24 protein-coding genes are annotated in these 25,885 nt (G+C 57.2%); 20 read left to right on the forward strand and 4 right to left on the reverse strand.

The features are described 5' to 3' along the window. Positions 1-222 precede the first annotated feature (222 nt). The 15 genes from ACTNA2_RS01580 (at position 223) to hflX (ending at position 18,318) form a co-directional block, all read left to right on the forward strand. A complete protein-coding gene (locus ACTNA2_RS01580) occupies positions 223-1,893 on the forward strand; it encodes a ribonuclease J (protein ID WP_117654800.1) in 1,671 nt (556 codons plus the stop codon). A 1-nt stretch (position 1,894) separates the two neighbouring features. Further along, positions 1,895-4,675 (forward strand): DNA translocase FtsK 4TM domain-containing protein, encoded by a 2,781-nt coding sequence (locus ACTNA2_RS01585; RefSeq protein WP_441048394.1) that lies wholly within the window; start codon positions 1,895-1,897, stop codon positions 4,673-4,675. After that, a complete protein-coding gene (locus ACTNA2_RS01590) occupies positions 4,675-6,165 on the forward strand; it encodes a RodZ domain-containing protein (protein ID WP_441048395.1) in 1,491 nt (496 codons plus the stop codon). The genes ACTNA2_RS01585 and ACTNA2_RS01590 overlap by 1 nt, the downstream gene beginning before the upstream one ends. Before the next feature lie 26 nt (positions 6,166-6,191). Then, positions 6,192-6,689 carry a YajQ family cyclic di-GMP-binding protein gene (locus tag ACTNA2_RS01595; protein WP_441048396.1) on the forward strand — a complete coding sequence of 166 codons (498 nt, stop codon included), beginning with the start codon at positions 6,192-6,194 and terminating at the stop codon, positions 6,687-6,689. 26 nt (positions 6,690-6,715) lie between these two features. Then, positions 6,716-8,065, forward strand: coding sequence for a 30S ribosomal protein S12 methylthiotransferase RimO (rimO, locus tag ACTNA2_RS01600; RefSeq protein WP_441048397.1), 1,350 nt, complete (start codon positions 6,716-6,718; stop codon positions 8,063-8,065). A gap of 99 nt (positions 8,066-8,164) precedes the next feature. After that, entirely contained in the window at positions 8,165-8,713 is a 549-nt protein-coding gene (gene pgsA, locus ACTNA2_RS01605; RefSeq protein WP_229770672.1) for a CDP-diacylglycerol--glycerol-3-phosphate 3-phosphatidyltransferase, read from the forward strand. A 27-nt stretch (positions 8,714-8,740) separates the two neighbouring features. Then, the gene (locus ACTNA2_RS01610) at positions 8,741-9,256 is read left to right on the forward strand and encodes a CinA family protein (RefSeq protein WP_441048398.1); all 516 of its coding nucleotides are present in this window, start codon (positions 8,741-8,743) and stop codon (positions 9,254-9,256) included. Between the two features lie 257 nt (positions 9,257-9,513). After that, positions 9,514-10,662, forward strand: a complete 1,149-nt coding sequence (gene recA / locus ACTNA2_RS01615) for a recombinase RecA (protein ID WP_154516331.1) — start codon at positions 9,514-9,516, stop codon at positions 10,660-10,662. Positions 10,663-10,673: 11 nt separating this feature from the next. Beyond that, entirely contained in the window at positions 10,674-11,366 is a 693-nt protein-coding gene (locus tag ACTNA2_RS01620; RefSeq protein WP_441048399.1) for a regulatory protein RecX, read from the forward strand. Between the two features lie 257 nt (positions 11,367-11,623). Continuing rightward, positions 11,624-13,177, forward strand: coding sequence for a ribonuclease Y (gene rny, locus ACTNA2_RS01625; RefSeq protein WP_154516337.1), 1,554 nt, complete (start codon positions 11,624-11,626; stop codon positions 13,175-13,177). Between the two features lies 1 nt (position 13,178). After that, on the forward strand, positions 13,179-14,264 hold the full coding sequence (locus tag ACTNA2_RS01630; protein ID WP_441048400.1) for an ATP-binding protein: 1,086 nt from the start codon (positions 13,179-13,181) through the stop codon (positions 14,262-14,264). A 74-nt stretch (positions 14,265-14,338) separates the two neighbouring features. Beyond that, a complete protein-coding gene (locus ACTNA2_RS01635) occupies positions 14,339-14,656 on the forward strand; it encodes a stage V sporulation protein S (protein WP_118079896.1) in 318 nt (105 codons plus the stop codon). 64 nt (positions 14,657-14,720) lie between these two features. Next, positions 14,721-16,091: a tRNA (N6-isopentenyl adenosine(37)-C2)-methylthiotransferase MiaB gene (gene miaB / locus ACTNA2_RS01640; protein WP_441048401.1), complete on the forward strand. Its 1,371-nt coding sequence runs from the start codon at positions 14,721-14,723 to the stop codon at positions 16,089-16,091. Next, positions 16,091-17,029, forward strand: a complete 939-nt coding sequence (miaA, locus tag ACTNA2_RS01645; RefSeq protein ID WP_441048402.1) for a tRNA (adenosine(37)-N6)-dimethylallyltransferase MiaA — start codon at positions 16,091-16,093, stop codon at positions 17,027-17,029. Before miaB ends, miaA begins: the two co-directional genes overlap by 1 nt. Continuing rightward, positions 17,029-18,318 carry a GTPase HflX gene (hflX, locus tag ACTNA2_RS01650; protein WP_441048403.1) on the forward strand — a complete coding sequence of 430 codons (1,290 nt, stop codon included), beginning with the start codon at positions 17,029-17,031 and terminating at the stop codon, positions 18,316-18,318. The genes miaA and hflX overlap by 1 nt, the downstream gene beginning before the upstream one ends. On the opposite strand, the gene ACTNA2_RS01655 is transcribed toward hflX, so the two are convergent. Both ACTNA2_RS01655 and lexA read right to left on the reverse strand, forming a co-directional pair. Then, positions 18,303-19,007: a heparan-alpha-glucosaminide N-acetyltransferase gene (locus ACTNA2_RS01655; protein ID WP_427748033.1), complete on the reverse strand. Its 705-nt coding sequence runs from the start codon at positions 19,005-19,007 to the stop codon at positions 18,303-18,305. The genes hflX and ACTNA2_RS01655 overlap by 16 nt on opposite strands. Beyond that, entirely contained in the window at positions 19,007-19,651 is a 645-nt protein-coding gene (lexA, locus tag ACTNA2_RS01660; RefSeq protein WP_427717464.1) for a transcriptional repressor LexA, read from the reverse strand. The genes ACTNA2_RS01655 and lexA overlap by 1 nt, the downstream gene beginning before the upstream one ends. A gap of 163 nt (positions 19,652-19,814) precedes the next feature. On the opposite strand from lexA, the gene ACTNA2_RS01665 reads away from it, so the two are divergent. From ACTNA2_RS01665 to dut, 3 genes are read left to right on the forward strand one after another with little or no spacing between them, the layout of a single operon-like run. After that, on the forward strand, positions 19,815-20,264 hold the full coding sequence (locus ACTNA2_RS01665) for a LysM peptidoglycan-binding domain-containing protein (RefSeq protein WP_427717462.1): 450 nt from the start codon (positions 19,815-19,817) through the stop codon (positions 20,262-20,264). Positions 20,265-20,315: 51 nt separating this feature from the next. Beyond that, positions 20,316-20,759: a transcriptional regulator NrdR gene (gene nrdR, locus ACTNA2_RS01670; protein ID WP_427717459.1), complete on the forward strand. Its 444-nt coding sequence runs from the start codon at positions 20,316-20,318 to the stop codon at positions 20,757-20,759. A gap of 4 nt (positions 20,760-20,763) precedes the next feature. Continuing rightward, on the forward strand, positions 20,764-21,207 hold the full coding sequence (gene dut / locus ACTNA2_RS01675) for a dUTP diphosphatase (protein ID WP_441048404.1): 444 nt from the start codon (positions 20,764-20,766) through the stop codon (positions 21,205-21,207). 519 nt (positions 21,208-21,726) lie between these two features. On the opposite strand, the gene ACTNA2_RS01680 is transcribed toward dut, so the two are convergent. Next, the gene (locus tag ACTNA2_RS01680; RefSeq protein WP_441048405.1) at positions 21,727-22,959 is read right to left on the reverse strand and encodes an MGDG synthase family glycosyltransferase; all 1,233 of its coding nucleotides are present in this window, start codon (positions 22,957-22,959) and stop codon (positions 21,727-21,729) included. 186 nt (positions 22,960-23,145) lie between these two features. Between ACTNA2_RS01680 and ACTNA2_RS01685 the strand changes: the two genes are divergently transcribed. Together ACTNA2_RS01685 and ACTNA2_RS01690 are read left to right on the forward strand one after the other, a co-directional pair. Further along, positions 23,146-24,084: an NAD(P)/FAD-dependent oxidoreductase gene (locus ACTNA2_RS01685; RefSeq protein WP_441048406.1), complete on the forward strand. Its 939-nt coding sequence runs from the start codon at positions 23,146-23,148 to the stop codon at positions 24,082-24,084. Positions 24,085-24,237: 153 nt separating this feature from the next. Beyond that, the gene (locus ACTNA2_RS01690) at positions 24,238-24,849 is read left to right on the forward strand and encodes a DUF1836 domain-containing protein (protein WP_427726793.1); all 612 of its coding nucleotides are present in this window, start codon (positions 24,238-24,240) and stop codon (positions 24,847-24,849) included. Between the two features lie 72 nt (positions 24,850-24,921). Here ACTNA2_RS01690 and ACTNA2_RS01695 read toward each other — a convergent pair whose 3' ends face one another. Then, positions 24,922-25,788: a DegV family protein gene (locus ACTNA2_RS01695; RefSeq protein ID WP_441048407.1), complete on the reverse strand. Its 867-nt coding sequence runs from the start codon at positions 25,786-25,788 to the stop codon at positions 24,922-24,924. Positions 25,789-25,885 lie beyond the last annotated feature (97 nt).

Below are 25,885 nucleotides of genomic sequence, written 5' to 3' on the forward strand. Positions count from 1 at the left end.
CTTAACCCGCCCCGGCCCCCGATGGCCCCAGACCGGCGGGATACACGGCTTCAGATGGGGCTTTGATGCATGGGTGGTCTGTTGGTGGGCAAATGGGTATCATAATGCGGTTACTGCATCGACTCCGTGATGCATGTTTGTACGTTCCCGGCGGTCGGTTTGCCAGAAGCGCCCCGTCGGTTGTTCCAGACCCGTTTCGAAGAAAGGAAACCGCACGAACCTATGGCAGCTAAAAAATCATCTCCCTTGAAGATCATTCCGCTCGGAGGCCTTGACGGCATCGGTAAGAATATGACGGTCTTCGAGTGCGGCGACGACATGGTGCTCGTCGACGCCGGCCTTATGTTCCCCGACGACTCCCAGCCCGGTATTGATCTGGTGCTTCCCGACTACACCTATGTTCTGGAGAACGAGGAGAAGCTCCGCGGCATCATCGTCACCCACGGCCACGAGGACCATACCGGTTCGCTTCCGTACCTGCTGCAGGACCTCAACAACAAGGTGCCCATCTTCTCGAGCAAGCTGACGCTTGGTTTCATCGAGGGCAAGCTTTCCGAGTTCCGCATCCGCGCGCCCAAGTTCCGCGAGGTCAAGGGCGGTAGCCATGTCAATCTTGGTGGCATTTCGCTCGACTTCTTCTCTATGACGCACTCAATTCCGGGCGCTTTGGGCGTATTCATTCGCACCAACCAGGGCACCGTTATGCACACGGGCGACTTTAAGCTCGACCAGACGCCCATCGATGGCGTCACGCCCGATTATGCCGCCATCAGTCGCTTTGCCAAGCAGGGCATCGACCTGTTGCTTTCCGACTCCACCAACGCCACGGTTCCGGGCTTTACCAAGTCCGAGGCCGAGGTCGGTCCCAACTTGCTGCACGCCATCAAGAATGCCCCGGGCCGCGTGTTCGTCGCGTCGTTCTCGAGCCATATCCATCGCCTGCAGCAGATCTGCGACGCCGCCCGCAAGTGCGGCCGCAAGGTCGTCGTGACCGGACGTTCCATGCTCACCAACACCCGCGTGGCGCGCGAGCTGGGCTACCTCAACATCGACGATGCCGATATCATCGATGCCTTCGATATCGATAACCTGCCTGACGACAAGATCGTCGTCATGTGCACCGGCTCTCAGGGCGAGCCGCTGTCGGCGCTGTCCCGCATGGCCAACGGCGAGCACAAGACGCTCTCCATCCACGAGGGCGATACCGTCATCCTCTCGGCGACCCCTGTTCCCGGCAACGAGAAGGCCGTCCAGCAGGTCGTCAACAGCCTGGCCAAGCTTGGCTGCGACGTGTGGGACAAGAACCGCGCCCTCGTCCATGTCTCGGGTCACGGCAGCCAGGAAGAGCTCAAGCTTCTGATGGCCATGGCCAAGCCCACCTATTTTATGCCGGTTCACGGCGAGGCCGTGCACCTGCGTGCCCATGCCCAGCTTGCCCGTAAGATGGGTATTAAGGATGATCACATCTTTATCCTCGATAACGGTGACACGCTCGAGATGCGCGGTGGTATTGTCAAGCGCGGCACGCCCGTCGAGTCCGGCGTCGTCTACGTCGACGGCCTGCGCATCGGTGATACCGACCCCATCGTCCTGCGCGATCGTCAGAAGCTCGCCAATGACGGTATGGTCACGGCTGTCGCCATCGTTTCGCTCAAGCATAAGAAGATCGAGGCTATTGAGTTCTCGGGCCGTGGTGTTTCATTTGCCATCGACGATCAGTTCTCCGAGGATGCCTCCGCATCCATCATGAAGACGATCGAGAAGGGCAAGTTTAGCTTTACGAGCAGCGGCTCCGATGCCATTCGCAAGGCCGTGCGCGATTCGCTCTCCAACTTCATTTGGAGCCGTACGCGCACCCGTCCGATGATCATCCCGGTCGTCATGGAGGTTTAGTTTGGCGCGCGGATCTGCACAAAACGCCAAAGGCAATAAAGCCAACAACCAACCGGCATCTACTAAGGGTGCCGGTTCCCATCTTCGTGCCAATAAGGGCCACGAGGCCGAGTTCGACGATGTTGAGCCCCTGGTCGAGCCTTCGGCCAACCGCGATATCGCCGGCGTGGTTATTGCCGTTTTGGCGATTGCGTCTTTCATTGCCGTGATTTCTCCGGCAACGGCACCCGTGACGGCAGTGGTTGCCGGTTTCTACCATCTTGGCTTTGGACTGGGCGCCTACGTGCTGCCGATCGTCATTTTGCTGTTTGCCGCCACGCTCTTTTTGGGTGAGGACTCGCCGCTCAACATTCGCTCGGTCGCGGGTGGCGCCGTTGTCTTTATCGCCGTCGTCTCCATTCTTTCGTTGATGGTGCCGGGCACGAGCGATTCGTGCGACCTCATGTTTGTGCCGCAAAACCTGTCCGCTTCGGGCGGCTACATCGGTGCGTTTATTGCGAGTGCGCTGCAGAATGCCCTGGGTAAACCTATCGCGATGGTGGTCCTGTTGGGTTTGGCCGTCGTTGGCTTTGTCATCATCGGCTTTTCGGTGGGTGGCGTTTTGCGCTCTGCGCGCGATCGCGCTGCCGATTTTGCCGAGCGCCGTCGTGCCGATGTCAATGCGAGCCCGTGGGGCGACGAAGAGGCCCTGTCGGTTCCCGGCGTCGCCCGTCCGCACCTGAGCATTCTTCGTCAGAAGGGCTCCGATATGGCCGTGACCACGGTCATGGGCAATGACGCGGACCCGGTTTTGGACGATGACGACGAGGACGATGATCCGTTTGTCGACGTGTCCGAGGCCGTGGAGGCCGAGCGCGCCAAGACTACGCTGCTGCCGCGTCGCCATGCCAAGAATGGCAAGTCCGCGCCCAAGCTCAACACGAGTGAGCCCGACCCGTCTTGGTCCGATAGCGAAATCGAACTCACCGCGGGCGATGACGAGGATGACGAGTGTCCGCTCGATACCGCCAAGACAACTTTGCTTCCGCGTCGCCAAGACAGGCGCGGACAGGTCACCGGACAGCTTTCGATGGAAGACGACCCGGACAAGGTCGACGAGTCCGAGCCGCCGTTTGCCGTGAACCCCGTGTCTGCTGCTCCGCAGATCCCCGATTTCCTGAAACACCCCAAGGTTGCCGACGCCTCCACCCCAACGGCTTCCGCTGCTCCTGTTGCAGCCGGCGATGGGGGAGCTGACGGCACTGCTGCCGATGTCGAGGGCGAGCAAGAGGATGGCCTCAAACTCCCGCCGCTCGAAATCCTGCACGCCAACCCGCAGTCGGCGTCCGCCGCGTCTTCTGACAAGGAGTTGGAGCAGACTGCCGAGTCGCTGCAGTCCACGTTGCTGGAGTTTGGCCGTAGCGCTCGCGTCGTCGGCTGGATTGCCGGTCCCACGGTGACGACCTTTAAGCTGCAGCCCGGCGAGGGCGAGCGCGTGAGCAAGATTTCGAGCCTCGAGGACGATATCGCGCTTTCGCTTGCCGCCCAGTCGGTGCGTATCTTTGCGCCGATTCCCGGCACCTCGCTTGTGGGTATCGAGATTCCCAATCGCAAGCGCCAGAACGTTAACCTGGGCGACGTGCTTCCCTATGTGAAGGGCGGTCCGCTCGAGCTGGCCATCGGCCGCGATGCCGAGGGCACGCCCGTCGTCGCCGACCTCGCCAAGATGCCCCACCTGCTTATTGCCGGTACCACTGGTTCCGGTAAGTCGGTCATGATCAACTCCATCATCACGACCCTGCTCATGCGCGCGCTTCCCGAGGACGTTCGCTTGATCATGGTCGATCCCAAGCGCGTTGAGCTTGCCGGCTATAACGGCCTGCCCCATCTCTATGTGCCCGTGGTGACCGAACCCAAGCAGGCTGCGAGTGCCTTGCAATGGGCTGTTTCCGAGATGGAGCGTCGCCTGAAGGTCTTCGAGCGCCTCAACGTTCGCAAGATCTCGACGTATAACGAAAAGCAGGCCGCCGGCGAGTTCGAACACTACGATAACCCGCCGCAAAAGATGCCCTATCTGGTCATTATCATCGACGAGCTATCGGACCTGATGATGGTTGCCGGCAAGGATGTCGAGGCCTCGATCGTTCGTATCGCCCAGCTGGGCCGTGCCGCCGGTATTCACCTTATCGTGGCTACGCAGCGCCCCAGCTCCAACGTGGTGACGGGCCTCATTAAGGCCAACATCACCAATCGTATCGCCTTTAACGTGGCCACGGGCATCGATTCCCGCGTCATTATCGACCAGATGGGCGCCGAAAAGCTCACCGGTTTGGGCGACATGCTGTTCTCCAAGGTCGACTGGGGCAAGCCCCGCCGTATCCAGGGCTGTTTTGTCTCGGATGATGAGATCAACGAGATCGTCGAGTTCGTTAAGTCGCAAAGCGAGCCCGACTATCACGAGGAGATTCTGTCTGCCGTGGCGCCTGCTTCCATGTCCATGGCTGGTGGCGGCATTGTTCGCACGGGCGTTGCCGAGCCGCAGGATGACGACCCGCTTATCTGGGAGGCCGCCCATATTGTGGTGGAATCGCAGCTTGGCTCCACATCTGGCCTGCAACGCCGCCTCAAGGTTGGCTATGCGCGCGCCGGGCGTATTATGGACATGCTGGAAGAAAAGGGCGTCGTCGGCCCGCCCGACGGTTCCAAGCCGCGCGAGGTCCTGCTGGATGACGAAGGGCTTGCCGCGCTGGAGTCTGTCGACGCCGAGATGGTACGTGAAGATCGTGAGTTTGGAGGATTCTGATGGCTGCACGCTTTGGTGACATGCTGCTCGAGCAGCGTCGCCGGATGGGCCTTTCCATCCAGCAGGTCGCCAACACCATCAAAATCAGGCCGCAGATCATCGAGTTTTTCGAGACTGGTAACTTTGCATCGATGCCCCCGCGTGGCTATGCGCAGGGCATGATTTCGAGCTACGCTCGCTTTTTGGGGCTTAACCCGCGCGAGGTCGTCAACGCTTATTTTGACGACCTCATGGCATATGAACGCGATACCTCGCAGCAGGGCGGTCGTTTTCAGGATGCTGCCGGCTACGTTAACTCGCGTTCTTCGGTCGATAACGGTCGTTTTTTGATGGTTCAGGGTGGTCGTACGACACGGTACGGCCAGCGCCCTCCGCAGGCGGGCTATATCACCGAGACGGGCTCCAGCGAGGAAATTCGTTCTCAGCGAGATCGTTTTCGCAGTACGCCCCTGCCAGATGACCGTGCGCTTCCCGCCGCTCGCGGGTTGAGTCGCGATCCTCGCGCCGGTTACGGCGACGGTGGATACTCCGGTCGTAGCTATCGCGGAGTACCCGCCGGGCGTTCCCGCGATGGCTATTCCGACGCCGATACCACGCAGGTGACGCCGCGCCTCCGTTCGCAATCCCAGCCCTATGGGCAGCGCTCTTCGGTGCCTCGCTCTGGCCAGCGCGGCTATCAGGGCCGTGGCGAGCTCGCGCCGCGTCCGGGCCGGCGGGGTTCGCAGCGCCAGAGTAGCTATCGTGGTCGTCCCGATAGCGGTCGCGGCCGCATACCGCAGGGTAATGGTCGTGGTAGCTCCAATCGCGGACGCGGCGTTGGGCGCGCCTCTCAATACAACACGATCGATCCGCGCATTATTTACGTCGGCATCGGTGCCGTGGTGCTGCTGTTGATTTTGCTCATCGTGGTACTCCTGCGTGGTTGCGGCTCTGCTGCACCCGAGCCGACGCCCGAGACACCCGTGGCTACCAAGACGACGACTAAGAAATCTTCCAAGAAGACCGATTCCACTGACGAGGACGAAGACGCCGACGAGGCGACGGATGCGGCCGGTTCCGATGCCGCCAAGGCGACGGTCAAAACGGAAGAGGACGAGGTCACCAAGGTCAAGGTCTCTGTTGCCAAGGGCAAGACCGCCTGGATCGAGGTCAAGGTCGACGGTAAATCGGTCTATGGCGCTCAAGCGACCGGTCCTTTTGAGCAGGAGTACACGCCCGAGTCCTCGATTGAGATCACCACGTCCAAGCCCTCCGATGTCACGGTCACCAAGAATGGTGAAAAGGTTCGCTATGACACCAAGACATCGGGTGTGGCGCGCGTGACCATTACCGTTCCTAAGAAGGAGACCGCTGACTCCGCGAACGGCGATAATGCCGGCGGTGCCGATAATGCCGACGGCACCGATGCCCAGTCTACCGTCGGCACCGACACGGCATCCGACGACCAGACAGTGAACGATACAGATGACTATTCGTACGACAGCTACTAAGGCTCCCCGTACCGAAAGGAAGAACCATGGCTAAAGATTCCAGCTTTGACGTTGTGTCCGAGGTTAACATGCAGGAGGTCGATAACGCCTTCCAGCAGACCGCCCGCGAGATTTCCCAGCGCTATGACCTTAAAGACTCCGGCGCCACCATCGAGCTTTCGAAGGGCGACAAGCTCTTTACGATTAGCGCTCCGGCCGATTTTGTCTCCAAGCAGATCATCGATGTTTTGAGCTCCAAGCTCATCAAGCGCGGTATCGACCTCAAGGCTGTCTCTTGGGACACCCCGCAGGCGGCTTCGGGCGGTACCGTGCGCGTGCTCGGTCATATCGTCGAGGGCATCGACCAGGCGACCGCAAAGAAGATCAATAAAGACATCAAGGATCAAAAGCTTAAGGTCAAGGTGACCATCGAGGCCGATAAGCTGCGCGTTTCCTCGGCTTCTAAGGACGCTTTACAGACGGTGATTCAGTTCCTGCGCGACCAGGACTACGGCCAGCCGCTGCAGTTTACCAACTACCGCTAATTTACTCGAAAGGACCGCTCTCCAACATGGATACTCCGTTGGTTTCCGTACTCTATATCACGCTTGGCTGCGCCAAGAACGAGGTCGATACCGACCGCATGCGTTCGCTGCTGACCGCTGCGGGCTACGAGGAGGCATTCGATCCTCAGGATGCCGATATCGCCATTGTCAATACGTGCTCGTTTCTTACCTCGGCGACGTCTGAGAGCATCGAGACCACGCTCGAGCTCGCTAACGAGGTACAGGACGGCGTTCGCTCCTGCCCCATTGTCATGTGCGGTTGCGTGCCGTCTCGTTACGGCGACGACCTGCCCGACGAGCTGCCCGAGGTCGCGGCATTTGTGAAGGCCGATGAGGAAGACGGTATCGTCTCTGTCATCGATGGCGTTCTTGGTGTGGAGCGTGAAATCGCTGCCTATATCCCGCAGGTCAAGCGTACCGTCGAGGGCGCTGTCGCCTACGTCAAGATCTCCGATGGCTGCAATCGTTTTTGCAGCTTCTGCATGATTCCCTACATTCGCGGTCGCTATCATTCGCGCAATGCCGAAAGCATTATCTCCGAGGTGCGCGACCTGGTTGCCGGCGGTGTGCGCGAGATCGTGCTGATCGGCCAGGACACGGGCATTTGGGGCACCGACTTTGCCGATGAGGACGCCGCTGAGGCCTCACCGCGCAATCTGGCCCAGCTGCTGCGTGCCGTCGCCGAGGCTGTACGCCCGCACAACGTCTGGGTTCGTGTGCTCTATCTGCAGCCCGAGGGCATGACCGACGAGCTTATCGAGACGATTCGCGATACGCCCGAGGTGTTGCCCTATATCGATATCCCCGTGCAGCACTGCGACGCGCGCATCCTCAAGGCCATGCGTCGCTCCGGTTCGCGTCAGGAGCTCGAGGAACTGTTCCGCGATCTTCGTGATCGTATCCCCGGCATCGTGATTCGCTCCACGGCCATGGTCGGCTTTCCGACCGAGACCGACGACGAGTTCCGTGATCTTATCGACTTTATGGACACCGTCGGCTTTGACTATACGAGCGTCTTTGCCTACTCGCGGGAGGAGGGCAGCCTGGCCGCCAATATGGAGGGCCAGGTCGATGAGGAGGTCAAGCTCGAGCGCGCCCAGGAGGCCATGGATCTGGCCGAGTCGCTGGGTTTTGCCGCCACAGCAGCCCATGTGGGCGAGCGCACCCAGGTAATCGTCGACGGTATCGAGGAGACCGAGGACGGCGCCGAGCTGATCGGTCATGCCTGGTTCCAGGCGCCCGATTCCGATGGCGCGGTGCATCTGGACGCCAGCGAGGCGTCCGTGGGCGATATTTTGACCGTCGAGTTTACCGATAGCTTCTGCTATGAGCTTATCGGCCATGTTGTGGAGTAGGAGAGCGTCGTGGCAAACGAGAGCAATAAGGAACTGACGAGCGTTTGGACGCCCGCCAACATCGTGACGTGCGTGCGCATCGTCTTTATTCCGGTGTTCATGATCGTCTCGGCCCTGTCTCACGCGAGCGTTGCCGGTACGGACTGGAGCACCTTCGACGGCCCGCTCGCCGCCGCTGCCTTCATTCTGTATGTGATCCTGTCGTGCACCGATAAGGTCGACGGCTATCTGGCGCGCTCACGCAACGAGATCACCGATTTCGGCAAGTTCTTGGACCCCATCGCCGACAAGTTGCTGGTGTTCTCGGCCTTGCTGCTGTTCTTGGATTTTGGCGCGGTGACCGTGTGGTCCGTGTTCATTATCCTGTTCCGCGAGCTGTTGGTGAGCGCACTTCGCATGGTCGCGAGTGCTGCCGGTGTGGTCGTTGCCGCCGATAAGCTCGGCAAGTACAAGACGGCGACCACGATGGTCTCCATCTGTGGCTATCTGTGCGTCTTTGCGATGGCCGGTCTTCAGCTGGGGCCGGCGTCGCTGCTGCTCGGTGTCTATTCGGTGTCGCGCTTCCTGTACGTCATCGCCGTCATTTTGACCATTATCTCGGGTGCCCAGTACTTCTGGAACTGCCGTAAGATCGTCTTTTCGGTCTAGGTCCTGGTGGGTATGACGGAGCCTTATTTGCAGATCGCCGCAAACAACGAGGAGCTGGCGCGCGATATTGTCGAGCGCGCGAGTGCCCGTGGCGTGACGGTGTCGACGGCGGAGTCGCTGACGGCGGGCATGATCGCCTCGACGATTGCCGATATCCCGGGTGCCTCGGCGGTGCTTCGTGGCGGTTCGGTGACCTACTGCGATGAGATCAAACATCGCGTGCTCGGCGTCGAGCAGGAAACGCTCGATCGGTTTAGCGCCGTGTCGCATCAGACGGCGCGTGAGATGGCCGCGGGCTCGCTGGACCTCTATCAGAGCGATGTCGCCGTGAGCGCAACGGGCTACGCTGGGCCCGGCGGCGGTACCGAGCAAGACCCCGCCGGCACGTTCTATATCGGCTGGGCGTATCGTGCGGCCGATGGGGGAGCGACGGTCGTTGAGTCTGCGCGCTGTCACTACGAGGGTGATCGGTCGTGCGTCCGTGCCTATGCGGTCGCTGAGGCTTTGGAACGCATTGTCCGCGTGCTCAATTCCATGGAATAGACGTGTTTTAAGGGGCCTTAGGGCCCCTTAATTGTGGAGATAGGGACCTTTGGCAAGGAATGCGCTTGCGCTGGCACATGTCTTTAATTTGTACGAACACTCGTATTTGCGATTGGCATGGTCAAGCGTTTGGTCGGTGATTGGTCGGCGTTTGGTCGGGTTTTGGAATGGACGGGTGCATATGATGAACCTGAACGGTTGACCACGAACAGCCGTTCGTTTATCATCGATTCAGGTTGTTAAGAGGAGGGCTATTCATGGCCAAGAATTCAGGTCCCGTACGTACCGTTCATACGCGCACGACGGGTAAAGAGCGCGACGAGATGATCGCCACTACCAAGGCCGAGATCGAGAAGAAGTTCGGCCAGGGTTCTATTATGAGGTATGGCGACGGCGGTCCCGAGCTCGAGGTCGAGGCTATTCCGACGGGCTCTCTGGCGCTCGATGCCGCCTTGGGTATCGGCGGCGTGCCGCGCGGCCGTATCGTTGAGATTTATGGCCCCGAGTCCTCCGGTAAGACAACGCTTTCGCTCGAGATTCTTGCAGAGGCGCAGGCCATGGGCGGTGTCGTGGCTTTTATCGACGCTGAGCATGCGCTTGATCCCACCTACGCCGCGCGCATCGGCGTCGATATCGACGAGGTGCTGATTTCCCAGCCCGATACGGGCGAACAGGCGCTCGAGATCGTTGACATGCTTGTGCGTTCCGGTGCCATCGACGCTATCGTCGTCGACTCTGTTGCCGCTTTGACTCCACGTGCCGAAATCGAGGGCGAGATCGGTGACACGACGGTGGGTCTGCAGGCTCGCTTGATGAGTCAGGCGCTCCGCAAGCTCGCCGGCTCGCTTGCCAAGTCCAACACAACCTGCATCTTCATTAACCAATTGCGCGAGAAGATCGGCGTCATGTTCGGCAACCCCGAGACCACCACAGGCGGCCGCGCACTCAAGTTCTTCTCTTCCGTGCGTATCGATATTCGCAAGATCGATACCATCAAGCTCAAGGACGAGGTTATCGGCAATCGCGTACGTGCCAAGGTCGTTAAGAACAAGGTGGCTGCTCCGTTCCGCTCGGCCGAATTTGACATCATGTATGGCACCGGCATTTCTAAAGAGGGCTCGATTCTGGATATGGCTGTCGAGTGCGGCATATGCAAAAAGATGGGGTCTTGGTTTGCCTATGGTGAGGACAAACTCGGCAACGGTCGCGAGGCCGCTAAGACGTTCCTGCGCGAGCATCCCGATTGCGCTGACGAGATCGAGCACAAGGTTCGCCTTGCCTGCGGTCTTGAGTATGACGATGATGCCCCCTCCGAGGTTGAGTTGACCGATCAGCCCGCCCCCGAGGAGTTTGACGAGCTGTATGCCATCGATGGCTCCGCGATGCTCGACGATGACGACGAGTAACGGATGGCGACATGTCGTATACGGTGACCGAGGCTAGGGTCGTTTTTCCGGATAAGAAGACGGCCTCCTCGTTCTCGAGCGGTTATGCGTCTAAAAAGCCCTGTGCACATATCGATTGCGATCTGGAGGGCGGTTTTGAACGGTCCATTTGGATTCCCGTGCGTGTGGCACGTGTGTACGTTCAGAACCGTCTCGATCTTCCCTGCGACTGGGATGACTTTCGCGAGGCGGTGCTGCTTATCGAATGCAAATGTGCGCTCACCATGGCGACCGAGATGCTTTCGCGTCGTGATCATGCTACAGGCGAGGTGCGCGATAAGTTGGCGCGCTATGGCTTTCGACAGCCCGCGATCGACTTTGCCGTCAATCGTGCCATCGAGTATCGTTTTTTAGATGAGAACCGCTTTTGCTCGTACTTTATCGAGGAGCGTAAGCGTCGTGGTTGGGGACAGCGCAAAATCGAGACTGAACTCAAGCGTCGCCATGTTGCACTTGATGAGATTCCAGGGTATCCCGAGGCTTATTTTGCCGAGGATGACGACTTGGCTCGCGCATCGGCTTTGCTCGCTAAGCGTCGCGTTCCCGAGGCACGTGCATTCGAAAAGCTCGTCAGATTTTTGATGGGCAAGGGCTTTTCCTATCACATTGCCGCCGATGCCGTTAAGGCGCGCCTTGATGCCTTAAGCGAGAAATGCGACGTTTAAGCATGCGCACGTTACGCTCCTGCCGTTTACCGCTCGATAGGCGCCGTGCTGGGTGCGTTAATTTGACAGTTGTTGCGGTTCAACGTAGGATAATTACTGTCATTTGCATTGTGATATGTGCTCATCTGCGATGAGTTTGTTTATATGTTTATCTGTATCCGACCCGCATAAGCTGCGCCCATATTACTCAAATGTCGCGAGCCGTTCGTATGGACGGTTCGCTTTGTTGTGTAACGAATCCATAAAAAGGAGTGAGCATGCCGCCTATCATTGCAGCGCTCGTTGGCATTGTTTTGGGTGCCATCGTCGCCATTGCCTACATGCGCACCGCCAAGCAGGGTAGTCTTCACGAGGCCGAAGAAAAGATTCAGTCGGCACACGCGCAGGCAGAGTCCCTGATCGGTGATGCTAAGCGTCAGGCCGAGACCCTCAAAAAAGAGGCTCTGCTCGAGGCTAAGGAAGAGATCATCAAGAACAAACAGGCCGCCGAGGCCGAGGACAAGCAGCGTAAGAGCGAGATTCGCGCGCTCGAAAATCGCGTGATGCAGCGCGAGGAATCGCTCGACCGACGCAACGATGCGCTCGATAAGCGCGAGCATCAGCTGTCCAGCCAGGCCGGTCAGGTCGAGAAGCGCTCTCGCGAACTTGAGGAGCTTTGCGCCAAGCAGACCTCCGAGCTCGAGCGTATTGCCGACCTTACGCGCGAGGATGCTCACAAGGAGCTGCTCGACAAGGTCCGCGGCGAGGTTACCCATGAGGCGGCCACCATCATCCGTGAGTCCGAGCAACAGGTCCGTGCCGAGTGCCACAAGACTGCTCAGGAGATTCTCTCCCTGGCGATCCAGCGTTGTGCCGCCGACCATACCGCCGAGGTCACCGTCACGTCCGTTCATATTCCCTCCGATGACCTTAAGGGCCGCATCATCGGTCGCGAGGGTCGTAACATCCGTACTTTCGAGCAGGTTTCCGGCGTCAACCTTGTGATCGACGACACCCCCGAGACTGTCGTGCTTTCGAGCTTTGATCCGGTCCGTCGTGAGACCGCCCGCGTGGCGCTCGAGAACCTCATTGCCGACGGTCGTATTCACCCCGCCCGCATCGAGGAGATGTACCACAAGGCCGCTGACTTGGTTCAGCAGCGTGTGCTCGAAGCCGGCGAGCAGGCCGCCTTCGATACCGGAATCCACGACCTGCATCCCGAGATCGTCAAAACCCTGGGCGCTCTGCGCTACCGCACCTCGTTTGGTCAGAACGTGCTACAGCACTCGCTTGAGGTCTCCGACCTGTGCGGCATCATGGCCTCCGAGCTTGGTCTGGATGTTGTGACCGCCAAGCGCGCGGGTCTTCTGCATGACCTGGGCAAGGCCATCGACCACGACGTTGAGGGTCCGCATGCTGTGATTGGTGCCGAGCTTGCCCGCCGTTATGGCGAGAAGCCCGTTATCGTCCACGCAATCGAGGCCCATCATGCCGATGTCGACCCCAACACGGTGCTCGACGTTCTGGTCCAGGCTGCCGATGCTGTTTCCGCTTCTCGTCCCGGCGCCCGTCGCGAGTCGGCCGAGAGCTACATCAAGCGCCTTGAGAAGCTCGAGGAGATTGCCAACTCTCATGACGGCGTCGAGCGTACCTATGCTATGCAGGCCGGTCGCGAGGTCCATGTCATGGTTCAGCCGGACAAGATTTCCGATGCCCAGTCCACGGTGCTTGCGCACGATATCGCCCATCAGATCGAGGAAGAGATGGAGTATCCCGGTCAGGTGCGCGTTGTCGTGATTCGCGAGAGCCGTGCCGTCGATATCGCTAAATAACATGAACGACGCGAACGAGCTCATCTCATTTATCGCGTCGATGTCGGGGGAGGGCAACCTTCGCGTCGAGCAAAACCTTGGCGAGGGGTATGTCCGCCTCCGCGTTTCGGAAGCCGAGCGCCGTCAGGCCAAGCATGACATTCAGCATGTAGAGGACATTGTCATCGAGATGCTGCGTAATGCTCGCGATGCCGGAGCCGATAAGGTCTATCTAGCCACGACCAAGGAGGAGGGTGTTCGTACCCTCCTCTTCCTGGATAACGGTTCGGGTGTGCCGCAGGATATGCAGGAGCGTATCTTCGATGCCCGTGTAACCTCCAAGCTCGAGAGCATGAAGATGGACCGTTGGGGTGTTCACGGTCGTGGTATGGCGCTGTTCTCTATCAAGCAGAACACCGATGAGGCGCGCGTTGTTACATCGGGCGTCGATTTGGGCTCAGCGTTTAAGGTGTGCGTTGATACCGATCGCTTGGCTGAGCGCGCCGACCAGTCGAGCTGGCCTCAGGCGGTTAAAGACGAAGACGGCCGCTATGTATGCGCTCGCGGTCCTCACAACATCATTCGCGCAGCCTGCGAGTTTGCCCTTGAGGAGCTGCGCGACTGCGACGTGTATCTGGGCTCTCCGTCCGAGATCGCGGCGACCCTGTACGCCCAGGCTTCCAGTCGTCTCGATACGTCACGCCTGCTCTTTATCGATGACGAGTGTGAGCTTCCGGTTATCGATCGTTTAGGTCTCGCTTCGGATGCCGAGGACTTTATTCGGATTTGCTCCGGGCTGGGTCTCGAGATGTCCGAGCGTACTGCCCACCGTATTCTGTCAGGACAGATTAAGCCCGTTCGCGGCGTGTGCGCGCGTCTGCTGCGCGAGCGCGATTCCACCACGCATTTGCCGGCTCCAGTCGATCTTGCCAAGGACCGTCGAGGCCTCCGCATTGCCAAGGATGACATGGCGCAGTTTTCGCGTGCTGTCGAGCGCGACTTCAACGACCTCGCCGCCCGATATTACCTCAATCTGTGCGGCGACCCTAAGATTCGCGTTTCACGTGATCGCATCACCGTGACGTTCGATCTTGCCAAAGAGGAGTAGCATCTTTACCGAGTCCGCTCGGTACGATACAGTTATTGCAGTTAAAACGTACTTTTAAACGCAGGAGTTTCTTCATGGATTGCCTGAAGGTATCAAGCAAATCATCGCCCGCGTCCGTTGCCGGCGCCATTGCCGGTATGGTCAAAGATGGCGTTCCCGTCAACATTCAGTGTGTCGGTGCCGGCGCCGTCAACCAGGCCATAAAGGCCGTTGCCATTGCGCGAGGTTTTCTGATTCCGACTGGCTTTGATGTCTCTTGTGCGCCGGTGTTCTCTGACATCCTCATTAACGGGGAGTCTCGCACGGCAATCCGTCTCTCTATCTACGTTCACCAGATTAATCGGGCTGCTATGGACAATGTCGTCATGGACGACGTTAAGCCTGTTGCGTAAGCGAGTTTTCGCACGTTTGTAGCACCTTTGTGCCCCGTCGATATCATCGTTAGGATGTAAGCTCATGGACCAGCGTTTCGTACGCGATATTCTTGCCGGTAAAACCTATTTTATTCGCACATTCGGCTGCCAGATGAATCAGCACGACTCCGAGCGCGTGAGCGGTTTGCTCGATTCCTATGGCTGTCTTATAGCGCTCGATCCGGAGCATGCCGATATTGTCGTATTCATGACGTGCTGTGTGCGCGAGGCTGCCGATACGCGCCTGTACGGTCAGTGCAATTCCTGCAAGAGTCTTCCTCCTTCTCCTTCGGGCAAGCGTGTGGTCGCCGTGGGTGGATGCATCGCTCAGCGCGATGGCGAGGGCCTGCTCACCAACGTCGATAACGTCAACGTTATTTTTGGTACGCATTCGATTGCGCACGTGGCGGAGCTTATCGCCGAGGCGTTTATGGATGGCAAGCGCCATATCCGCACGAATGAGCATGAAGATACGGACGCTATGAGTATGCCGTGGCATCGCGAGACGCAGTATCATGCATGGGTGCCCATCATGACGGGCTGCAACAACTTCTGCACGTACTGCATCGTGCCGTACGTCCGTGGTCGCGAGAAGAGCCGCCCCTTCGAGGAGATTGTCGACGAGGTGACGGGTCTGGTGCGTCAGGGTGTGCGCGAGATTACGCTGCTGGGACAAAACGTTAACTCCTACGGTCGCGATCTCTTTGGCAAGCCGCGCTTTGCCGACCTGCTGCGCGCCGTGGGTGATACGGGCGTCGAGCGTATCTTCTTTACTTCTTCGCACCCCAAGGATTTGCTTCCCGAGACCATCGATGCTATGGCCGAGACACCTGCCGTTATGCCGCAGCTTCACCTAGCCGTTCAGTCGGGTTCCACGCGTATCCTTAAAGAGATGAATCGTCGGTACACGCGCGAGGATTATCTGGGCCTGGTCGATCGCATTCGTAACCGTATGCCTGAAATTGCGCTTTCGACCGACATCATCGTGGGCTTCCCGGGCGAGACCGAGGAAGACTTTGAGCAGACGCTCTCGCTTGCCGAGACGGTGCGCTATGCCCAGGCCTACACGTTTATTTACTCCAAGCGCGCCGGTACCCCGGCAGCTGAGATCTATGATCCCACCCCGCATGAGGTTATCCTTGAGCGCTTTAACCGTCTGGTCAAGGTTATCGAGACGACGGCATACGAGTATAACCAGGGCGAGCTTCACACCGTGGTGCCTGCGCTTATTGAGGGCACGAGCAAGAAAAACGACGCTGTCCTTCTTGGTAAAAGTCCTAAGAACCAGACAGTGCATGCGCCGATTCCCGCTGGCTATAGCATCGATCAGCTTATCGGCAAAATCGTCGACGTCGATGTGGATGTCGCCAAGACGTGGTATCTGTCTGGCTCCGTTGTGGGTGAGCCTCGCTAATGGTTTTCCCCGGCACAAACCTTTCTGCCGTAGCGATCGTCGGTCCGACGGCGGTCGGCAAGAGTGATGTTGCCGACCGCCTGGCCTCTCGTCTGTCGTCTGAAGTGTTATCGTGTGACGCGATGCAAATCTATCGCGGTATGGATATCGGTACGGCCAAGATGATGCCCGAGGAGTGCTCGGTGCCCCTGCGTCTTGTCGATATCGTGGACCCGGGCGTCGCGTATTCTGCTGCGCTCTATCAGTCTGATGCCCGGGCGCATATCGAGCGTTTGCTTGGTGAGCAACGGCTTCCGGTCTTTTGCGGCGGCACGGGCTTGTATCTTAAGGCTGCACTCGATGAAATGGATTTTCCTTCGGGAGAGCTCGAGGACGAACGCCGCGCGGGCTATCAGGAGCTTGTCGAGCGTATTGGCGAGAAAGCTATGCATGCCCTGCTTGCCGAGCGTGATCCGGAATCCGCTGCCGTGATTCATCCCCATAACGTGCGCCGCGTGATCCGTGCGCTCGAGATGCACGATGACGGTGTGTCGTATGCCCAGCAGAAGTCGAAATTCAGCGTTCCACGTGAGCGTTATCATGCTTTGTGGTTTGGTCTGACGCGTAGCCGTGAAGTGCTGTATGAGCGCATTAACCTGCGTGTCGACCTTATGTTTGAGCAGGGGCTGGTTGATGAGGTCCGTGGCCTTATGGACCAGGGCCTGGGTGATGCACTCACGTCGATGCAGGCAATCGGTTACAAAGAGATTATTGATGCCTTGCGAGGCGTTATTACCATGGACGAGGCCCGCGAGCTTATTAAGATGCGCTCACGTCGCTATGCCAAGCGCCAACTTTCCTGGTTTAAGCGTGACGATCGCATCGTGTGGTTCGATATGGATGAGTTTACGATCGATGAGGTCGTCGATGATATCTACCGTCGTATCGAGGCTGCCTAATGGCACGTTTTCCCTTGGTTCCCACGGCAGCTGAACCTGAGCGTGCCGTCTTGGTTGGTGTTGAGTGGCGCGATAACGCCTGGCCGCTCGACCGTTCGCTCGACGAGCTCGAGCGCTTGGCTCACACTGCTGGAGCCCAATGCGTGGCACGCTTGTCTCAGCGTCTGGTTAAACCTTATCCCAAATCGTTTATCGGCTCCGGTAAGGTCGAGGAGCTATGCGGTTTGGTGCATCGTATGGATGCGGATGTTGTAATCTTCGACGACGACTTGACTCCTTCACAGCAGTCCTATCTTGAGAAAGCCGTGGGCGAACCGGTCAAGATTATTGACCGTACGGCGTTGATTTTGGATATCTTTGGCCTGCATGCTCAGACGCGTGAGGGTCGCTTACAGGTGCAGCTGGCTCAGCTGCAGTATCTGCTGCCTCGTCTGCGAGGTATGTGGAGCCACCTTGCTAAGGAACAGACGCGTGGCGGCATTGGATCGCGTTTTGGCCAGGGTGAAAGCCAGCTCGAGGTCGACCGTCGCCTGATTCGCGATAAGATCGCTGCGCTTCGACGCGAATTGAAACAGGTTGAACAACGTCGTGATGTGCAATCGAAAAGCCGTATTGAATCGCCGGCGTTTCGCGTAGCGTTGGCTGGCTACACCAATGCCGGTAAGTCGACGTTGCTTAATCGATTGACGGGATCCACGGTACTTTCGCAGGATAAGCTGTTTGCCACGCTCGATCCTACGACGCGTTCGTATCGTTTACCCGGTGGCCGTGGCATGACGATCACTGATACCGTTGGCTTTATTCAAAAGCTGCCCCATGGCCTGGTCGACGCGTTTAAATCTACGCTTTCCGAGGTACTCGGCGCCGATTTGGTTCTTAAAGTTGTGGATGCTTCCGATGAGGATTACGAGCGTCAGCTTGAGGCGGTTGATCGTGTTCTTGACGAGATTGGTGCCGGTGAGCGCCTGACGCTTACCGTGTTCAATAAAATCGATCTGCTCGATAGCGTCGACCGCTTGAGCTTTCGCCGGCGCTATCCCGAGGCGGTATTGTTCTCGGCTCAGACGGGTGAGGGCCTTGATGACTTAGTCGATCGCATCGCTCGTGAAGCGGCCGCTACGGACGTGTTGCTCTCGGCCGATATCCCGTATCGAGAGGGCGCGTTAATCACGCTTGTGCACGAACAGGGAACCCTTCTGCACGAGGAATACCTCGAGGACGGCGTTCGTATTGTGGCAAAGCTTCCAGCCCGTATCGCACCGCGTCTCGAGCGTTATCGAACAGAGTAAATCAGCTCCAGTACACCCAAGATAACCGGCTGATGAAGCAGGTAGAACGGCAGCGCATGGCGCCCGAGACTTGCGAGCGCCGGGATGGGATTCGCATAGGCCCATCCCGGCGCCTCATAGTTTGCTTCCTGAGTCGTGTGGGCGGCAAAGAAGCCTGCAAGGTACATAAATAAGAATGGTATGACTGGATAGTAATCACCAGAGACAAAGTCTGGACTTGGGAAACCCAGCCAAGCTAAATAGGGGATAGGATAAACCGTTTTAGGAATGCTCCAGGTAAGGGTAAAAAGTGTGAGGCAAATTGCTATACCCCATACCGACGGCACTTTAACGATCACCGGACGCGCGAGCGCGACAATGGCGGTGCAGGCCGCCATGCAGAACATGATGCCGAAGTTCACCGAGTCATCGACTGAGACGAGCGTCGTCGCGACCCATACAACAAAAGCGGCAGCGGCATATTTGACGGCACGCTTGATGTTGTTGCGCGAGAGGGTGCACATCCAGCCGGCAATAAACAAAAATACCCAACTGATGCTGGCACGCCAGATGTCTTGGAAGATGGTCTGAGTAAACCAGGGCATATCCCAACCATAAAGATAGGCAAGATCGTAGCAAGCATGAAATCCTGCCATCGACAGCATGGTAAATCCGCGAATGGTATCAAAGACCGTGATGCGGTTTTGCATTACGAGAACCGGCGCATCAATCCAACAACCTTGCCCAGGATCGTCGGATTTGTCGCATAGATGGGCTCCATGGTGTCGTTTTCGGGCTGCAAGCGAACTCGTCCCTGCTCCTTGTAGAACGTTTTGACCGTTGCGGAGCCATCGATCATGGCCACAACGATCTCGCCATTCATGGCACTCTTCTGTTCGCGAACGATGATATAGTCGCCGTTAAGGATACCGACGTTAATCATCGAATTGCCGTGGACCTCGAGGATAAAAGACCCCTGGTCCGTTGCGATCTCGGTCGGGATGGTAAAGGTGTCCTCGATATTCTGCTCGGCAAGGATGGGGATCCCCGCGGCGACACGGCCCACGAGGGGTAGCGATACGGTTCCGCGGGGTGCCGTGGGCTCATCGGACTTTGAGATGGAGACGGAGGCTCCGTCCTCGTCAAAGAGCTCTAGGGCACGAGGCTTGGTGGCGTCACGTTTGAGCAGGCCGCGTGCTTCCAGTGCGGAGAGATGTGCATGTACGGTGCTAGGGGAGGAAAGACCCACAGCCGAAGCCATCTCACGCACGCTGGGCGGATAGCCCTTTTCCTGCTGATACTCCTTGATGAAGTCGTAAATCTGCTGCTGTCGCTTGGTAATTTTGCGAGCCATCAGGGATTCCTCTCTACCTAACCCAAACAAATGTTCTATGTTTGCTTGACAGGAACAACTGTTCGAAGATAATAATAACCGAACACTCGTTCCCGCGCTAGACTTTTTTGTCCTCGCGGCTTGATAAAACAGTTCTCGTCAAAAAACGCGAGAGGAGAGCATGATGAATGCAACGGATATGGTCCAGGGAAACCTCGCCCTTAAGCTCGAGACGCCTGCGGCGCCGGCTTTCACGGTTGTCAAAGGCGGCCGATCTGGTTTTCAAACACTGCCTGGCAAGCCCGTCCGCAGCCAGTGCGTCGCCACGACTTCGGCCCCCGTTGCTCTGAAGGCCTCGACGATTGTCGCCCTGGCCGTTGCGCTCACGCTTTTCTTTGTACTTGCTACCTCGATCTTCAGCGCTCGTCACGCCGCATATGCCGAGTCGGCATCTAACGTTACCTATGAGACCGTCCGTGTTCAGTCCGGAGATTCCCTGTGGTCGCTTGCTCAGGAGCATTCTGTTGACGGTCTTTCTACACAGGAGACATCTGACATAATTCGCAGTGTCAATCATCTGGAGCATGGGTCACTCGATGCGGGTGACGTTCTTAAAGTTCCTGCGCGTTCGTAAGATTTAAACTCCGGCACATGGTACCCTTGTTATCGTTTTGGAGGAGGTACCATGCGCTGTCCCAGATGCGGCAATGCACATACCCGTGTTGTCGATTCTCGTATGCAGGAATCTAATAACACCATTAAACGCCGTCGTGAATGTTGTTCGTGTAACTATCGCTTCACAACATTCGAGCGATGCGAAGACCCCATCGAGGTCATCAAATCTGACGGGTCAAGGCAGCGGTTCGATCGCAATAAGCTGCTGGTCGGCTTAATGCGCGCTACGATTAAGCGCGACATCGACACGAAAAAGCTCAATGAGCTCATCGATGACATCGAGGTGGAGCTGCGTTCCCGTACGCTGACGGCTGTTACGTCCCACGACCTGGGCGACATGGTGCTTAAGCGCTTGGCCAAGATCGACAAGGTGGCCTACATTCGCTTTGCCTCGGTCTATCGCGATTTCAAAGACATCGATGAGTTTTTGCAGGAGCTTGACAAGCTAAGGTGATTTTATGTCCAACATTACGGTCAACATTAAGCGTCTCGACCCTACGATCGAGCTTCCCAAATACGCCCATCCCACAGATGCCGGTTTGGACCTCCGTGCCAATGAGGACTGTACCCTTAAGCCCTTCGAGCGACGCTTGGTCTCTACCGGCCTTGCGATCGCGCTGCCCGATGGATACGCTGGCTTCGTTCAGCCTCGCAGTGGCCTGGCTATTAAGCAGGGTCTGTCTATAGTCAACACGCCCGGTCTTATAGACGCCCACTATCGAGGTGAGCTTAAAGTCATCCTTATCAACCTGGATTCATCCAATGAAATCCAGATCAACAAGGGTGACCGAATCGCTCAACTCGTCATCCAAGAAGTTCCCACGGTCAATCTCGTGGAGGTAGACGAACTAGACGAAACCGACCGAGGCAACGGAGGCTTCGGCTCCAGCGGCGTCGCCTAGTTGCTTCCGTCCGCTCACCCGTGGGAGGGCCCTATATATCATCCCATGCTCAAACATTCTCGCGGGGGCGCTCGTATCCCTCCCGCCCGCCTCTCACACATATCATTCCATGCTCAAACATTCTCGCATCGCAGGGGCGCATGGATTCCGCTTTCGCCTGAGCCCCATACATATCATCCCGTGCTCAAACATTCTCGCTTCGCTGCGAAACTGCGCGCGGGACGATATGTATGGGGCTCAGGCGAAAGGGCTGCATGCTTGAGATATAACAATCTTTCTAGTAAGCCGACGCGACAAAGGGACGCCACCTTTGTCGTGTCGGCTTACTGTATTTCCATTTTCCGGTTTGGCCTTTGCAGATTCTAATGGTGGGGAATCTGGCATAGCTGCTAGCACGTAAACGTAGCTGCTCGGCGGGAGCCGCCCATATATCGTTCCACGCGCAGTTTCGCAGCGCAGCGAGAATGTTTGAGCATGGAATGATATATGGGCGGCTCCCGCCGAGCAGCGGACTTTCGCCTAGCGGATATGCGCGGGTTTTCCGCCCCAGTAGAAGCGGCAGAAGGCTCGTTTGCGCTTTTGGGGCTTGCCTGTAAGTTCCATGGTTGCGATGGCGATGTCCTCGGCCGCGTGTGGACGGCGTAGCACTTCGCCATTGATGAGCAGTGCCTTGAGCGACTCGGGATGATCGTGGAGATGGCGCAGCGTCACAATGAGCTCGCGTGCGGTGGTGACATGCATACTGGCGCCCAAGTCGGTGAGCATGGTGGTGTTGGCCTTTTCCTGGCCATAGGACTTGCCCAACAGAATCATCGGCAGGTGTGCACACAGGCATTCGGTAACAGTGAGTCCGCCCGATTTGAGTATTGCCAGATCGCAGCCGTGCATGAGCGCTGCCATGTCATCGACATAGTCAAGAACCGTGACGTTTTCGAGTTTCATGGCTTCGAAGAGCGTTTTCAGGCGCGTGGCGTATTCCGTGTCCTTGCCCGGCAAAAAGACAAAGTGCATATCCTCGAAGCTACGGAGGAAGGGGAGGGTGTGGTCCATCGCCGCGCGAAAGCGAACGTACGGTTGAGGCAAACTGGCGCCGGCCATTACCAGCACAATGGTCTTGTCGATAGGGAGATTGAACTTCTCGAGTTCTTCCTCACGATTGTAATCCGTGTCAAATCCAGTGCGAATAGGGATGCCCGTAATGCGTATCTTTGCCTCGGGAACCTTGCGTGGGCGGAGCGTCTCGGCCATAAACTCGTTTGCCACGCAGAATAAGTCAGTGTCCTTATGGGGCCACCAGCCCTCGACCTCGTAATCGGTCGGCACGCAAATGACGGGATAGTCGATGCCCGTAATGACGCGCGCACCAACCGCAACGTTGGCTGCCGTGATATGTGTAGCGACCACGGCAATAGGCCTACGAGTGCGAACGTATTCGTTAAATGCGGGGAACATAATGCGCGACCATGCCGTGCCGCCGCCCCAAAGCAGGTGTCCGGTAAGGGTATATCGCCAGGTCAAGTCATAAATTGGGCGCGTGGCGCCGGTAAACGATGCGGCCGTTTTGTTGCCGTCGAATTTTATGCGTCCAAAATCGAGGATATCCAAGACCTCAATCTCGACATCCTGCGGTATGCCCTTGGTACCGCGTATAAGCTCGAATGCTTGTGCGATAGCGTTTGCTGCCGCTTTGTGTCCCGAACCAACCGATGCGTGAACAATGGTCACTAAGGGCTTTTGTCCGGGTGACGGCATCAATTGCTCCGATTGGGGGGCGCTTTGCGTGGGCAGGGGAGCGTCATTGCCCATCTGCGTTTGATCCATCGATAACTCCCCTTCATCGTTGTTTCGCAAAGAATCATTGTAGTGCATGACTGTCATGTTCTCCTAAATTTGGGTATGAGCGCAAAGAACACCAATGTTTCGATGAGAGGACACTCCATGACTACCAATCAGCCGATCGATGTTGCGATTATCGGCGGCGGCCCAGCGGGCTATGCTGCAGCCATTTATGCTGCGCGATCCAATCTAACGACGACCGTGATTGAACAGGGCATGTCGGGAGGACAGATCGCCACAACCAATGAGGTCGAGAACTATCCGGGCATTCCGCTCTTGAGCGGTGCCGAACTCGGCGAGCGTTTTCAGCAACATGCAGAGGGCCTGGGAGCACAGGTTGCATGGAGCATGGTTACGGGTATCGATTACGATGCGGATGCGGCGCTGTTTACGGTGCATCACGATACGGGCGATACGCTGGCCTCGAGTGTTATCGCTTGCATGGGCGCCACGCCGCGCTCTGCTGGTTTTGTTGGCGAGGATACGTATCGCGGTCGCGGCGTTTCGTATTGTGCGACGTGCGACGGCATGTTCTTTCGTGGCAAACAGGTCTTTGTCATTGGCGGCGGTAATGCTGCCTGCGAGGAAGCCCTGTTCTTATCAGAAATTGCCAGCAGCGTGACCATCGTCTTGCGCCGCGATCAGTTCCGTGCTCCCGATGGCGTGGTTCAAAAGGTGCTCGCTAAAGATAATATTTCTGTTAGGTACCAAACTAGTATTGTGGAGCTATTGGGCGAGGCCATGCCTACAACCATCACGTTTAAGGACAACGCCACCGGTGATAACTATTCCGAGTCCTTCGATCCAGGTTCGTTTGGCATCTTTGTCTTTGCCGGAACACAGCCCCATACCGAGCTTGTACAGCATCTGGTGGATCTGGCGCCTGACGGCGGTATCGTTACCGACGACTCGATGGCCACGCGCACGCCGGGCTTGTTTGCTGCCGGCGATATCCGTTCCAAGCGTTTACGCCAGGTTGTGACCGCCGTTTCGGACGGAGCCATAGCGGCTACCAGCGCATACGCCTTCTTACGAGGATAAGTACGATAATATATCTTATGTAAGGTTGCTATCTTTTTGCAAAGTGGTTGGACGGTGCATCATGTGCTGTCCAACCACTTTTACTTAGCGGCTATGTGGTATGCAAAACTAGATATTCTAGAATACAATATAGAAAACGAACGGAGGTCTCTTATGAACCACGTCAAACATGTTATCCCGATGTCCGATACATCGGTCAGCATTAAGCCGGAGGATATTCAGCCGACGGTGCTGCCAGATGCATTTATTCAGTCCGATATGGTGGGTAAACTCAATGCGTTGAGCCTGCCACGCTATGACCAGCTGCCCAACGTAACACTCTATCGCGATCAGGTTATTGAATATGTTGCGCTGTGGATGGAGCCGCTTTCGATTTGCGTAGAGCAGCCCGTTATCACGCCTTCGATGATCAATAACTACGTAAAGGTCGGCCTCGTTCCTGCTCCGGTTAAAAAGCAGTATGGCCGTGAGCAGATTGCGCGTCTCATCGCCATTTGTATCTTTAAGCAGGTGCTGCCCATCGCTGCGGTTCAGGCGCTCTTTAATATTCAGCGCTTGAGCTACGACGCTCCGACGGCTTTCGATTATGTAGTCGATCAACTTGAAGCATCGATTCGTGCGGCTTTTTCTCTTGAGCAGACTCCCGTGCCCGATACCGCACATCAGGTTACGCGCGAATCGCTGCTCGTACGTAGTGCGGTTTCGTCTTTTGTATCGAAGGCGTACCTGATGAGCTACCTCAAGTTCAATGGGTTTAATAGCTAGGCGACGTATAACGCGGGCGGGATAAAGAGCCAGTGGCTCCTTATCCCGCCCGCGCGTTTGTCCAGCTGGACATTATCGGCCCGAAGCCATGCCCATGCCGTAGCCGATGATGAGACCATGCATCTCGGCGTAATAGGAATCTAGGCCGTTGCAAGGCATGATGATAGTCTTGGAGCCCGGCCATTGCTCCACAATGCGGTCGGCAAGCGCCTGGGCTCCAGCTTCGTTCTCAACGTGATCGATGATGACCTCGCCGCCCGTGAAACCCTCGGCCTCCATGGTGTCGACAATCTTGGTGAGCATCTTCTTTTCGCCACGCGTATGCCCAACGAGTTCAATTTCGCCCGCTTCGCTCGCCGTGCCCAAAATGCGGATGTTGAGCTTGTTGGCAATAACACCGGCCGCCTTGGGGATACGTCCGGCCTTCGCAAGGTTTTCGTAATTGCATAAACTAAAGAGGATCTTGCTGTTCTGCTCCAAGCTATCGAAGTAGGCGCAGGCTTCCTCAAAGGAGGCATCCGGTTTACTTGCAAGATAGTGATCAAACAGTAAGAAGATCAGGTCCATCTTGCCGCCTGCTGCGCGCGAATTAACCAGGTGAATCTTACGATTGGGCTCTTCGGCAAGCACCATGTCACGCGCAGTGGCCGCGGCATTGTAGCTTCCCGAGACGCCCTCGGAGATGGGCATGCAGATCGTCTTGTCGGCGAGCTTAAAGAGCTCAGCCCACTCCCCTACGCTTGGGCAGGAGCTCGATGATGCGCTGGATTCCGATTGAATGGCAACATTAAGCTCGTGAACATCGAGCGAGAGATCGTCGACAAATTCACGCTCCCCCACTCGGATCTTAAGGGGTGCAAATGCAAAGGTGGTATAAGGTGCGGTTGGTTGCCAATCGCGAAGATTGCAGCTCGAATCTGAGATGAGTGCCCAGCTCATTGAGGGTCCTTTCTAGTTGTTCCTCAACAATTATAGCTATCTTTTGGACAGATGCTGCGCATATCTAGTATTCAAAACTAGATTGTAGTTTACACAC

The organism is Collinsella sp. HCP28S3_E9 (assembly GCF_052065455.1).
In the GTDB taxonomy this organism is placed as follows: domain Bacteria; phylum Actinomycetota; class Coriobacteriia; order Coriobacteriales; family Coriobacteriaceae; genus Collinsella.

Excerpts from the sequence above, each read along its gene's own strand:
- ACTNA2_RS01580 (WP_117654800.1), top strand. The coding sequence starts at position 223 with ATGGCAGCTAAAAAATCATCTCCCTTGAAGATCATTCCGCTCGGAGGC.
- ACTNA2_RS01590 (WP_441048395.1), top strand. The coding sequence starts at position 4,675 with ATGGCTGCACGCTTTGGTGACATGCTGCTCGAGCAGCGTCGCCGGATG.
- ACTNA2_RS01595 (WP_441048396.1), top strand. The coding sequence starts at position 6,192 with ATGGCTAAAGATTCCAGCTTTGACGTTGTGTCCGAGGTTAACATGCAG.
- rimO (WP_441048397.1), top strand. The coding sequence starts at position 6,716 with ATGGATACTCCGTTGGTTTCCGTACTCTATATCACGCTTGGCTGCGCC.
- pgsA (WP_229770672.1), top strand. The coding sequence starts at position 8,165 with ATGATCGTCTCGGCCCTGTCTCACGCGAGCGTTGCCGGTACGGACTGG.
- recA (WP_154516331.1), top strand. The coding sequence starts at position 9,514 with ATGGCCAAGAATTCAGGTCCCGTACGTACCGTTCATACGCGCACGACG.
- ACTNA2_RS01620 (WP_441048399.1), top strand. The coding sequence starts at position 10,674 with ATGTCGTATACGGTGACCGAGGCTAGGGTCGTTTTTCCGGATAAGAAG.
- rny (WP_154516337.1), top strand. The coding sequence starts at position 11,624 with ATGCCGCCTATCATTGCAGCGCTCGTTGGCATTGTTTTGGGTGCCATC.
- ACTNA2_RS01630 (WP_441048400.1), top strand. The coding sequence starts at position 13,179 with ATGAACGACGCGAACGAGCTCATCTCATTTATCGCGTCGATGTCGGGG.
- ACTNA2_RS01635 (WP_118079896.1), top strand. The coding sequence starts at position 14,339 with ATGGATTGCCTGAAGGTATCAAGCAAATCATCGCCCGCGTCCGTTGCC.
- miaB (WP_441048401.1), top strand. The coding sequence starts at position 14,721 with ATGGACCAGCGTTTCGTACGCGATATTCTTGCCGGTAAAACCTATTTT.
- miaA (WP_441048402.1), top strand. The coding sequence starts at position 16,091 with ATGGTTTTCCCCGGCACAAACCTTTCTGCCGTAGCGATCGTCGGTCCG.
- hflX (WP_441048403.1), top strand. The coding sequence starts at position 17,029 with ATGGCACGTTTTCCCTTGGTTCCCACGGCAGCTGAACCTGAGCGTGCC.
- ACTNA2_RS01655 (WP_427748033.1), bottom strand. The coding sequence starts at position 19,007 with ATGCAAAACCGCATCACGGTCTTTGATACCATTCGCGGATTTACCATG.
- lexA (WP_427717464.1), bottom strand. The coding sequence starts at position 19,651 with ATGGCTCGCAAAATTACCAAGCGACAGCAGCAGATTTACGACTTCATC.
- ACTNA2_RS01665 (WP_427717462.1), top strand. The coding sequence starts at position 19,815 with ATGAATGCAACGGATATGGTCCAGGGAAACCTCGCCCTTAAGCTCGAG.
- nrdR (WP_427717459.1), top strand. The coding sequence starts at position 20,316 with ATGCGCTGTCCCAGATGCGGCAATGCACATACCCGTGTTGTCGATTCT.
- dut (WP_441048404.1), top strand. The coding sequence starts at position 20,764 with ATGTCCAACATTACGGTCAACATTAAGCGTCTCGACCCTACGATCGAG.
- ACTNA2_RS01680 (WP_441048405.1), bottom strand. The coding sequence starts at position 22,959 with ATGCCGTCACCCGGACAAAAGCCCTTAGTGACCATTGTTCACGCATCG.
- ACTNA2_RS01685 (WP_441048406.1), top strand. The coding sequence starts at position 23,146 with ATGACTACCAATCAGCCGATCGATGTTGCGATTATCGGCGGCGGCCCA.
- ACTNA2_RS01690 (WP_427726793.1), top strand. The coding sequence starts at position 24,238 with ATGAACCACGTCAAACATGTTATCCCGATGTCCGATACATCGGTCAGC.
- ACTNA2_RS01695 (WP_441048407.1), bottom strand. The coding sequence starts at position 25,788 with ATGAGCTGGGCACTCATCTCAGATTCGAGCTGCAATCTTCGCGATTGG.